Source organism: Clostridium sp. CTA-19 (assembly GCF_054767855.1).
The window spans coordinates 40,472-52,797 of the sequence record NZ_BAAABH010000025.1; the positions used below are offsets into that span (position 1 = coordinate 40,472).

6 protein-coding genes are annotated in these 12,326 nt (G+C 26.3%); 5 read left to right on the forward strand and 1 reads right to left on the reverse strand.

Annotation, left to right across the window (positions count from 1 at the left end):
* The first annotated feature begins 13 nt into the window (after nucleotides 1–13).
* The 5 genes from bchH to ACYUE0_RS13340 all read left to right on the forward strand — a co-directional run bounded on the left by bchH (nucleotide 14) and on the right by ACYUE0_RS13340 (nucleotide 10,959).
* On the forward strand, nucleotides 14–3,763 hold the full coding sequence (gene bchH, locus ACYUE0_RS13320; protein ID WP_460270962.1) for a magnesium chelatase subunit H: 3,750 nt from the start codon (nucleotides 14–16) through the stop codon (nucleotides 3,761–3,763).
* Between the two features lie 44 nt (nucleotides 3,764–3,807).
* Entirely contained in the window at nucleotides 3,808–7,560 is a 3,753-nt protein-coding gene (locus ACYUE0_RS13325) for a cobaltochelatase subunit CobN (RefSeq protein WP_460270963.1), read from the forward strand.
* 31 nt (nucleotides 7,561–7,591) lie between these two features.
* Nucleotides 7,592–8,743, forward strand: coding sequence for an adenosylcobinamide amidohydrolase (locus tag ACYUE0_RS13330; RefSeq protein ID WP_460270965.1), 1,152 nt, complete (start codon nucleotides 7,592–7,594; stop codon nucleotides 8,741–8,743).
* A 164-nt stretch (nucleotides 8,744–8,907) separates the two neighbouring features.
* The gene (locus tag ACYUE0_RS13335; protein ID WP_460270966.1) at nucleotides 8,908–9,879 is read left to right on the forward strand and encodes a TIM barrel protein; all 972 of its coding nucleotides are present in this window, start codon (nucleotides 8,908–8,910) and stop codon (nucleotides 9,877–9,879) included.
* Nucleotides 9,880–10,239: 360 nt separating this feature from the next.
* Nucleotides 10,240–10,959, forward strand: coding sequence for a hypothetical protein (locus tag ACYUE0_RS13340; protein WP_460270967.1), 720 nt, complete (start codon nucleotides 10,240–10,242; stop codon nucleotides 10,957–10,959).
* Nucleotides 10,960–11,016: 57 nt separating this feature from the next.
* Here the strand turns inward: ACYUE0_RS13340 and ACYUE0_RS13345 are convergent, their stop codons facing one another.
* The gene (locus ACYUE0_RS13345) at nucleotides 11,017–11,706 is read right to left on the reverse strand and encodes a hypothetical protein (RefSeq protein WP_460270968.1); all 690 of its coding nucleotides are present in this window, start codon (nucleotides 11,704–11,706) and stop codon (nucleotides 11,017–11,019) included.
* Between the last annotated feature and the right edge of the window lie 620 nt (nucleotides 11,707–12,326).

Here is a 12,326-nt window from a genome sequence, read left to right on the forward strand (position 1 = left end):
GGGGGCGTAGATTTTGAAGGTTACTATTGTTTCTGTTTCTACAAGTGTATTTAAAGAACTTATAAGTGTCTCTAAGTATATTAATAAGAATTATAATAATATATTAAATTTAAAATTATATTATGTGTCTAAGCCTATGAAAAAAGAAAATTTACAAACTATGATGGTAGATATAGAAGACTCTGATGTAACAATAATAGATTTGATGGGAAGTTATGAAAAAAATGTTGTGGCTGTGTGTGATTCACTAAAAAAAGCAAAGGGTGAAGTAGTTGTTATAGGTAGACAAGGTAGAGAATATTTGAAACTTGGAAGTTTAACTTCAAAAAATATTCAGATGAATAAGAATAAAGAAAGCAGCAAAAATATAGATGAAAAATCCATAGAAAAAATGATAGATATAACAAAAACCATGGGAAAAATTATGCCCTTTGGAAAGTTAAATCATATGAAAAACTATATAAATATAAAAACATATTGGAATAATGCTACTTTTGAGGATATGAAAAACTTAATACTTTTATTATTAAGAGATTATGGAAACCATAAGGAATTACAAAAACCAATAGAACCATTGAAAAGAGAAAATATAAGTATATGTAATATAGAAACTATGGAATTTTTCCAGAATTATAATGAATATGTAAAGAAATATGGTTTTAAAAAAGAATTTCCTACAGTTGCTTTGATTTTTTATGGTCATAGTTATCCTTGTAAAACATCTCATTGTATTGAAGAAGTTGCAAGAAGAATAAGAGAATTTGCTAATGTTGTACCTATAGCATTTTCTAGTATTTTGAACTTAGATATGAATAAACTAAAAAATATGCTAGAAGATGCTTGTGGTAAAAAGGTAGATTTAATATTAAATTTTATGAACTTTAGATTAGGTGCAGGGCCAATGGGAGGAGATGCTAAAAAAGCTTTAGATGTTTTAAACAGTATAGAAGCCCCGTTATTACATCCTTTTTTTATGACTAAAAGAACAGTAGATGAATGGATAGAAGGCAATCAAGGAATAAGTTCAACTGAGTTTTTAATATCAATAATGCTTCCTGAATTAGATGGAGCTATTGAGACTTATCCTATTGGTGCAATGAAATGTAATGAAAAAAATGAAGAATTTAACATAGAGTTAAACGAACTAACAATAATAGAAGATAGATTAGAAAAACTTATAAGTAGAATAAAAGGTTGGCTTAAACTTAGAGAAAAACCTAATAACAATAAGAAAGTTGCTTTAATATGTTACAATTATCCTCCTGGTGAAGACAATTTATTTGGAGGAGCTTTTTTAGATACTTTTAAATCCGTAGAAAATATATTAAACATATTAAAAAATGAAGGTTATGACACAGAAAGCTTAAAAAGTGAAAATTTAATAGAGCGGTTTTCAGGTAAAATAGTTAATTCCGGAAAATGGATATCAGAAGAAAATATTAATAAAATAATAAAGTATACTTCTAAGAAATATAAAAAAGATATTAAAAAAATAAAGCTTTATGAAGATATGATTAAAACTTGGGGTGAAACGCCTGGAAATGTTATGACTGCAGAAGAGGATTTTCTAATACCAGGAATAATAAATAAAAATGTTTTTATAGGACTTCAACCATCTAGAGGAATTCATGAAAATATAGATAAGGTTTATCATGACAAATCATATCTTCCACATCATCAATATATAGCATTTTATAAATGGATTAAAGAAGAATTTAAGGCAGATGTAATTGTACACGTTGGAACTCATGGAACTATAGAATTCTTAAAGGGAAAAGAATGTGGTATGTCAAAAGATTGTTTTTCAGATATGATGATTTATGATATACCTCATTTATATTTATATTACATAGGGAATCCAGCAGAAGCTATGATAGCTAAAAGAAGAAGTAATGCTGTTATTATAAGTTATAGCCCACCATCTTTTATAGAGGGAAATCTTTATGAAAAATATTTGTCTATTCAAAAGGATATTGAAGAATATCATCAGTGTAAGCAATTAGATCTGAAAAGATGTAGTGAAGTGCTAAAAAGTATTAAAGGAAAAGCAAAAGTTGCTAATATGAAATTTCAAACTCTAGACGAATTAGAAAAAGAACTTTATAGAATGAATCGTTCCTTAATACCTAAAGGATTGCATATATTTGGAGAAGGATATAACCAAGAAGAATTAGTTAATTATATTAAATTTATTCTTAGATATGATAGAGAAAATATAAAATCTTTAAGAAGAATCTTCTGTGAAAATAAAGGGTTAGATTATGATAGTTTATTAAATGAAAATTCTACGGAAGTTTTAATTAAATTAGATAAAGAAGTGCAATGGCTTTTAGATACTTATAAAAAATGTGGAAATTTAAATTTTTTAAATAAATGTAATAAAAAATTAAAAAAATCTACTATAAAAGATATAACTAAATCTATAGAATATGGAGCTGTAATTAGCTTAAATATTAAAAGTAATTTTGAAATACATGGACTACTTAGAGGATTAAAAGGAAAATATTTAAATGCGAATTTAGCTGGAGATATAATTAGAAATCCTGAAATATTGCCATCAGGATATAATTTATATCAATTTGATTCAACACTGGTACCTACAGAAACCGCTTATAAAAGAGGAGCTATTATAGCAAAAAAAACTATAGAACTATATTATAAAGAAAATAAAAAATACCCATTAAGTACAGCAGTAATACTTTGGGGGCTTGAAACGTCTAGAACAGGTGGAGAAACTATAGGTCAAATACTATATTACCTAGGAGTTAAACCTGTGAAAACTGGTAATTCTTTTGAACATTCTTATGAAATAATACCAATTGAAGATTTAAAAAGACCAAGGATTGATGTAACTATAAATATGTGTGGATTTTTTAGAGATATGTTTCCTAATTTAATGAAAGATTTAAATGATATATTTGAGAGAATATCTAGTTTAGATGAAATCGTTGAAGAAAATTATTTTAAAAAGAACTCAAAGATTATATATGAAAATTTAAGGAAAAATGGATTAGATGAAGAAAATGCAAAAGAACTTTCTATATCTAGAATATTTGGACCTAAAGAGGCACAGTATGGCACAGGTGTAACTAAATTAGTAGAAACAAAGGCCTGGGAAGATGAAGATGATATAGGAGAAGATTTTATAGATAGTTTAAGATATGTTTATAGTAAAAATTTTAGAGGAAAAGAAATAAAAGATTTATATAAAAACAACTTAAAATCTGTAGATGTAGTGTCTCAACTTAGAAGTAACCATGAATATGAAATAACAGATTTAGATCATTATTATGAATTTTTTGGAGGACTTTCTAAAGCTATTAATATGGTTAAAAAATCAATGCCAGCTATGTATATAAGTGATACAACAGGAGAAAATGTAGAGACTGAAACTGTGGATAAATCTATAAATAGAGGAATAAGAACTAGGGTTTTAAATCCTAAGTGGATTGATGGTATGTTAGAGCATAAATATCATGGTGCTCAAAAGATAGCTGATAGGTTTGAAAACATACTAGGTTTGGCAGCAACTACTAACAGTGTAGAGCAATGGATATATAATGATTTATACGACAGATATGTTGAAGATGAAAATTTAAGAAAAAGATTAGAAAAAAACAATCCATATGCGTATATGACTATAGTTGAATGGATGATGGAGTATGAAAAAAGAGGATATTGGAAAGTAAGTACAGGTCAAATGGAAAAATTAAGAGATGTATATTTAGAGTTAGAAGGTAATATAGAAAATATGCAAGAATAATTATTTAAAGAAAATACAAAGGATACTTTAGGAGGGGAGTTAATGTGAACAAAAGAACCATTGTAGTAATAGGTGGAGAATTTATAAAAAATCAATTTAAAAAGGCATCTGAAAATATAGAATTTATAGATATAATATTTTGGGATAAAAATAGAATAGCTAATGATGAAACAGATGAAACCATTAATTTTATTGAAAATAATGCAAGTGCTGTAATGTTAAGTAATATAACTGCAGATGAAAAAATAAATCAATATTTCACTAAATTTAAAAAAGAAATAGAAGAAGTTCCTTTAATACCTATTGGCGCAGAAATCATAGAAGAAAATTTTTTTAACATAGATTTAAATAATGCAATTAAAATTGTTACTTATTTTACTTATGGAGGGATAAAAAATTTTATTAATGCTCTTTATTATATAGCATATAATTTTTTAAATCTCTCTTTAAGTGAAAAGCAATATTGCAAGAAATTCATTGCAGAGCCAGAGCAAGTACCTTTTGATGGTATTTTTCATAAGGATACAGAAAAAATATTTAAATCATTTAAAGATTATGCAAAATGGCATGTAAAAAAAGGAAATATAGCTGATTACAAGTGGATAGGGATTTTAACTCATAGGCATAATTGGAATAATAATAATACTAAAGTAGAAAATGCATTAATAAAATCTTTTGAGGCATTAGGGTTTAAAGTTATAACGGTATTTAGTTATGCTTCTACAGAAAATAAAAGTGAAATGAAGAATTTTAGTAGTATTATTAAAAATTATTTTTCTATTGATGGTAATTTAATAATAGATGGGCTAGTAAATCTTCAAATGGTTGCTGCTTTAGGAAATGGCGAAAATAAAAACATATTTAATAATGCTGTTGAAAATTTTAAACATATGAATATACCTATTTTTAGGCCTATCATAAGTAGTTTTCAAGATGAAGAAACTTGGAGAGAAAATATAGGCGGTGTTTCAATGGAGATTCCTTGGGCTTTTACTAGTCCTGAAATGATGGGAATGACAGAGCCGATTATTATAGGATGTAGAAATAAAAAAGGAGTAAATGAGCCTATTAAGGAAAGAATAGATAGATTTACAAGTAGAGTTTTAAAATGGATTGAATTAAGACATACTGAAAATAAGCAAAAAAAAATTGCATTATTTATTCATAATGCTCCATGCTCTGGTGTTGAAGCAACTATTGGTTTAGGTGCAGGTTTAGATGTTTTTCAAACTGTTGTAAATATATTAAAAGAACTTAAGAAAAATGGATATGATATTGAAGACATACCTGAAAACGGAGAAATGCTTCATAAAATGATAATGGAGAGAAAGGCCTATCAAGATTTTAGGTGGACTTCTGTAGAAGATATTATAGAAGCTGGTGGAGTAATATATGAAATGCCTTTAAAAAATAGTTGTGGATATTTTGAATTTTACAATGATTTAGATGGAAATGTTATAAAAGAAATTGAAGATACATGGGGAAAACCTCCAGGTGAAGGTATGGTTTTTAAAGAAAAGCTAATTATAACTGGAATTAAATTCAAGAATGTAACGGTTATGGTACAACCTAAAAGAGGGTGTTATGGTGCTAAGTGCACAGGAGAAGTCTGCAAGATACTTCATGATCCTAAATGTCCACCACCACATCAATATATAGCAACTTATAAGTATGTTGAAAAAATAATGAAAGCAAATGCCATAATTCATGTAGGGACTGGTGGAAGTCTTGAATATTTACCTGGGAAAACTAATGCATTATCTAATAAATGCTATCCAGATGTTGTTCTTGGTACAAGTCCTAATATATATGTATATAATGCAGGATTAGGAACAGAAGGTACCATAGCAAAAAGAAGAAATAATGCAGTTATAATTGATTATCTTCCTTCTTGTATTGGTGGAGATATTGAAAGTTCTAAAGTAATAAACTTAATAGGAGAGTACATAGAAGCGGAATTTGTTAATAATAATCAGAAGGAATTGTTAGAAGAAAAATTATTAATAGAAATAGATAAAATAGAAGGTGCAAAGGAAATTTTAACTTCAGAATATATGTTTATTGAGGGATTAAATAAATTAAAAGATTATTTAATGCAATCAATAAGTAATAGCAAAGTAGAAAAACTTCATGTTTTAGGGAAAGTACCAAATTTAAAAGAAAGTGTATCTTTTATTAATGAATATATTAGTAATAATAGTAAGAATGCTAAAGCAATTAAGGATTTATGTAAAAATGAATACATTCATAATATAACAATGATGGAATTGATATTTAAATGTATTACTAATAATAATGATTTAGCCTCAAAGTATAATTATATTGAAAAAAATATATTAAATGATTTAAGACATGAAATTATTGAGGTTTATGACAAATTACAATTAATAGAACATGAGATTGGAAATTTAGTTTTAGCTTTAGATGGAAAGTTTGTAGAGTCTGGACTTTCTGGAATGCCTTGGGAAGATTTGAAAAATATACTTCCTACAGGAAGAAATTTTTATTTGATGGATTGCGAGAAAGTTCCTACAAGGGAATCATATAAAATAGGATGCCAATTAGCGGACAAGCTTATAGAAAAATATATTGAGGATGAAGGTAAACTGCCTGAAAAAGTAGCTATGAATATGATATCTACAGATATATCTATGACAAAAGGAGAACAATTATCACAGATTTTATATTTGATGGGTATAACTCCAGTATGGAATGAAAATGGAAAAGTAGTTGATTTAAAACCTATATCATTAGAAAGACTTAAGCGACCAAGAATTGATGTAACGGTAAGAATTTCTGGAGTACTTAGAGATTCTTATCCTGATGCAGTAAATCTTATAGATAAAGGTGTAATTATTGCATCATCACTTAATGAAAGTTTTGAGAATAATTTTGTTAAAAAAAATACTTTTCACATTGCAAATGCACTTAAAGCATTAAATGAAAATTGCGATATAAAAAGACGATCAACTATAAGAGTATTTGGAGATAAACCTGGAACTTATGGTGCTGGAGTTGATCTTGCCTTAAAGGCTAGTGCATGGAAAAATGAAAAAGATATAGGAAATATATTTGTATATTTTTCTTCTCATGCTTATGGTGAAAAGTTGAATGGGTGCATGGCACAAAATGAATTTGTTGAAAATATTAAAGAATCAGATATTTCTTATGATACTACTATTTCAAAGAGATATGATCTCTTATCGTGTGGATTTGCAGCTTCTGTACAAGGAGGATTTAATGTAGTTAAAAAACTTCTTAATAAAAAAGAAATGAGACAGTATTATGGAAAATCAGAAAATAAGGATAATATTAAAATATCTACGTTAAGTGAAGAGATTAAAAAAACTATGAATGAAAGGTTTTTTAATCCTTTATGGAAAGAAAATGTAAAGAAGGATGGGTATATAGGCGCAGCAGAATTTATGAGAAGAATTCAAAGTGTGTTTGATTGGCAGTGTCTTTCGCAAAATATTGATGATAAAGATATTGATAAATTGGTGGATTTATATATTAATGATGAAAAGATGATTAAATGGTTTAATGAAAATAATAAATTTGCATTAGAAGAAATAGGACGACGATTTTTAGAACTTTATGAGAGAAAAAAATGGAATGCAGATAAAGAAACTTTAGATAAACTAAGAAAAAGCTATATTAAAATAGAAGGTGATATGGAAGAACTATTAGAAAACTCTAAAGGGGAAATTCAAGGTGGAGAAATCGAAATTTTAAATAGTGATGATATTGAAAGCTGGAGTAATAATTTAAAAGATATTAATAAAATTTTTATATAATTAGAAACAATAGATAAGTGGAGGAATTTTTATGATGATATTTAAATTAGCAACAGGTGATGAAGTACATAAATATAAAAAAAGTATAGTTGTTGTTTTAAAAGATGAAAGAAAGGTATTAAGCACAGGACCATTAAATGGTGGATATAAAGAAAATTTAAAATATGTATTTAATAATGATGGAAATCCAGGTGCAGGGATAGCTTGTAAAATGAAGGCTCCAACATATGAGGAGCATATGGGAGTTATTGCACAGGAACTAGGTTTGGATTCACAATACACAACAGGAATTTCTACAGCAGCATCAATGGAAAATGTATCTATAAAAACTGAGAATTTTGAGGATTTAATTGTTACTGCTATAGTAACTGGAGGTATTGAAGTAAATGGTGGAAGGGTTGGGGATCCTGCCTATTATCACGAAAAAAATAATAAATCAGAAATGATAAAACTTGGAACTATAAATATAATTTTAGTCATAAATAAAGAATTAACTGAAGGAGCACTTACAAGAGCTATGGTAACTTGTACAGAGGCTAAAACTGCAGCAATACAAGAATTAATGGCAGGTAGCAATTATTCAAGAGGACTTGCAACTGGTTCGGGAACTGATGGTACAATTATTATTTGTAATTCTAATTTAGAAAATAAACTTACTAATGCAGGAAAACATTTTAAACTTGGTGAGTTAATAGGCAAGTCAGTTAAAAATGCAGTAAAAGAGGCGTTATATAAACAAACTGGATTAAGTGGTGAGAGCCAACATAGTTTTTTACAACGTATGAAAAGATTCAATATAAATGAAGAGGTCATTTGGGAAAAGTATGAGAAAATTTCTTTACATAAAAAAATAGACAATCCACTTTTAAAACATGGGTTCATTCATAACATTCATACAATAGAAAGAGAAAATGATTTGGTGACATTAACTTCTGTATATGCACATCTTATAGATCAGTTAGATTGGGAACTCTTATCAGAAAATGAAGTTGTGAAAGAATGTAAATTTATATTAGAAAGAATATGTGGACTTTATAATATAGATAATCCCTTAATTGGTCACGGTGACATAAAAATAAATGATAATGACTGTAAAGAGACAATAATATTAAATTTTATAGATAAATTTGTACTTATTATAGCCATTATTTGTGGAGAAGATAATAAAAATATATTTATATAAATATCATAAAGGTTAAAAAGTAAATAAGAATGGCTTTTATTAATATGTAAGCCATTTTTATTTAAATATTAATACACATTTATATAAATGTAGTTTAAAATTATTAGTGTGAAAAATTTTATAAAATAAGAAATATTAAATAAGATTAAATTTGGGGGTAAAAAATGATAAAATCAATGAGTATGTCCACTTATAAATATGATTTAGCAAGATATGATGGGGACTTTAAAAAAATAGAAAAATTCTTGGAAAATAATAAGCTAGAAGGAATTGAACTTTTGGGCGTTAATAAGTGGGATGATAACGTTATACCTAAAAGATTAATAAATGGAGTACATTTATCTTATTATCCTATATGGATTGATTTTTGGAAAGGGAATATGGATGGCTTAAAAGAGCAATTTAAAGATGAAGATACAATTAATATGTACTATGGTGGACTAAATAAAGATATACTAGTTGAAAAATATAAAAAAGAAATAGAGATAGCAGATGAAATAGGAGCTAAATATGTTGTGTTTCATGTATCACATGTAGAGCTAAAATCAAGCTATAATTATAAATTTAAATATAATGATAAAGAGGTTTTAGATGCTACCGCTGAACTTGTAAATGAAATTTTTAAAGGATTAAATACTAATATAGAAATTTTGTTTGAAAATTTATGGTGGCCAGGCCTTACACTTTTAGACGATGAATTAACTTATAATTTTATTGAAAGTATAAAATATAATAAAAAAGGAATATTGTTAGATACTGGTCACTTATTAAATACTAATAAAGATATAGAGAATATGGATCATTCTATAAGTTACATAAAGGAAGTATTAAATAATCTTAAAAAATCAAGAGAGTTTATAAAAGGAATGCACCTTAATTATTCAGAAAGTGGTAGTTATGTAAAGGAAAAAATAAAAAAGGTTTCTAATAATGATGTGGAGTTTACTATAGATGAAATGTTTAAAGAAATACATAATCATATAATAAAAATAGATCAACATAAACCTTTTAATTGTAAAGATATAAAAGATGTAATAGATAAGTTAAATTTAAAATATCTAACATATGAGTTTATAACTAGATCTTTAGATGAATTAGATAATTATATAAAAATTCAAAATAAAGTTTTAGAATAATATATGCTCATAGTTGGTATTTGAAATTATTTAAGGAATTTACTGTTACGAAAAATGATAATTATAACTTTAAACAGTTATTCAGTTAGTTATTTACAAAAACTTTATGCATAAATTAATAGGTTAAATTTATAAAACTATATACCTAGGATTATAACTAGTTATATAGTTTATTTGTTATGCAAAATTAAATTATGTAATAAAAAGGAATTTTTCATTTATAATTGAATTATTTATTAATAAGAAAAAAATCAAAGTAAATTTTCTAATATATTATATGGAATTTCCTGGGTAATAATAAGCGTAATTTTAAATTTAAATTTAAAATTTATAAGAATTACGGTGAGTGTGAGGTGTATTATGATAAAAAAAATTAATTTAATTCTTTGTAGTATTATTATAGTATTTTTTTATAATTCAAAAGTTTTTGCTTCTGATGAAATATATAATTTAATTCATAATAATCAGCAAGGAATTATTATTGGACAAGTAACTAAAATGGAAGATGATACTATAACTGTTAAGGTAAAGAATCAAATAAGTAGTTCTAAAGATATGAGTTCAGCAAAAGTACAACAAATACCATTAAGAGGAGAAGTAAAAATCGAGAATGTAAAAGTTTATAATTTATTTTGCGAAAATAAATTAGAAGAGAGTAAAATAAGAAATGGAGATTATGTTTTAGCATCTGTTAATAAAAAACAAAATGAAAACTTTGAAATTGTAAATGGTTTATATCATGTTGATTCAGATAATTATAAAAATTTAAATGTACTTTCAATAAAAGGAGATTATAATTTAAAAAAAGATGCTATTGCCATAAAAATTTTTGTAAATAGCAATGGGAATCAAACAGAGTTCGAAACAGATACAAATAAATTATATTGTAATAGAAAATTAGTATATGATTCTTCAAGGGATGTAACATTTATAAATACAAATAGTAGTGAAAATGGTATAGAGAAGGAAAACATAGATTTACTTATAAAAGAGACTCCTAATGTGTATGTTTCATTGTTTATAGGGGTTGGAGTTATCTTCATGATAATAATATATTTAGTTAAGAAGAAAAAAATATAAATATATGATAAAAAGAGTCTATTGAATAAAGGCAATAGACTCTTTTGTTTTTATATATTATTTTATTTTTATATGATGAGCTATGTATGTACTTAACTCTTTATTATTTGCAGTACTGTCTGTATTGAAAGAATATGCCATTATAGCTATTTTGTCACCTTGTGGTATATGAATTTGAATTTGTTTGCTACTAAGTGCTTCGTTTAACTCGTCTAAGCTACCATTAGTTTTAAATTTTTCTAATAAGCTTTTATCTACCATGCCACTAGCTTCTAGAGCTTCAAATGATTCTGCTGAAACATTGCAATCTAACTCTATTAAAGCACCTTTTCCAGTTGGAAGGTCTATAACTTCTGAATTAGTTACAGTAAAGCCAGATTTTGGTTGAGATTCAAATCCCTCTTTTATAGTTTTGATGTATTCATTCATATCAGTATCATCAAGAGCGCCTTTAGGAACATCTAAGATGTTAATGTTACAATTAGGCGTAAAAGCGTCAGATGCCTCATCAACATTTAAAAATGCAACAAGAGGAGCCGCTATAGTTTCATCTACTTTCCAATTAGCTGGTATTGATGCAGTAAATTTAGTTCCATCATAATCTTGAACATCGAAGCTGGCTTCCATAGGTGCTACAGTTTTAACAGCATCCTCATTTTTTGTAGCTTCTCCATTAGAAGAACATCCAGTAAAAGTAAATAGTGCAATTGCAGCACTAGCTAAAATTAAGCTTTTAAATTTTTTCATTAAATAAATCCCCCTTAAGAATAATGTTGTAAAATGTAACAACATGTAAATATTAACATATAAAACATAAAAAGTAAAGAAATATTTGAAATATTTTTAATATTTATATTGAAAATATGAAAAAGTATAAATTTTAGAAAAGTTCATTGATGAAAAATGTTGAAAATAAAAGAAATGAAACAAAATCAATATTTAACTGTAGTACTATGGGAATGTAAAATTCAAATTAAATTTATTTAATAACTTAAAAATATTTTTATTCATAATGTAGTATTTAATTTAGACACGTACAAGTTTATATCACTCTTTGGGTATTAAAGTTTTTAAATAGATAATTTTAATTCATGAATATAAAAAGGGTTACCTTTACTTTTACGAGTGGTAAAAGCATAAACTTAATAGGTTTTTGAAAAAAGTTTAATTTTAAATTAATAATGGCAATGTTTTATTATAGGAACACATAGGATGAAATGATTAATTATTTATATACTGTCAAAGCTTTAGATAAGAATAGTCATTTTAGGAGGGATTTTATTTTGGCTAGACAGGCAAGAGTCAAAGCAGAAAATGCAATATATCATGTAAGAATAAGAGGATGCAAAGCAAAACCTTTGTTTGAA

Excerpts from the sequence above, each read along its gene's own strand:
- ACYUE0_RS13330 (WP_460270965.1), top strand. The coding sequence starts at position 7,592 with ATGATGATATTTAAATTAGCAACAGGTGATGAAGTACATAAATATAAA.
- ACYUE0_RS13335 (WP_460270966.1), top strand. The coding sequence starts at position 8,908 with ATGATAAAATCAATGAGTATGTCCACTTATAAATATGATTTAGCAAGA.
- ACYUE0_RS13340 (WP_460270967.1), top strand. The coding sequence starts at position 10,240 with ATGATAAAAAAAATTAATTTAATTCTTTGTAGTATTATTATAGTATTT.
- ACYUE0_RS13345 (WP_460270968.1), bottom strand. The coding sequence starts at position 11,706 with ATGAAAAAATTTAAAAGCTTAATTTTAGCTAGTGCTGCAATTGCACTA.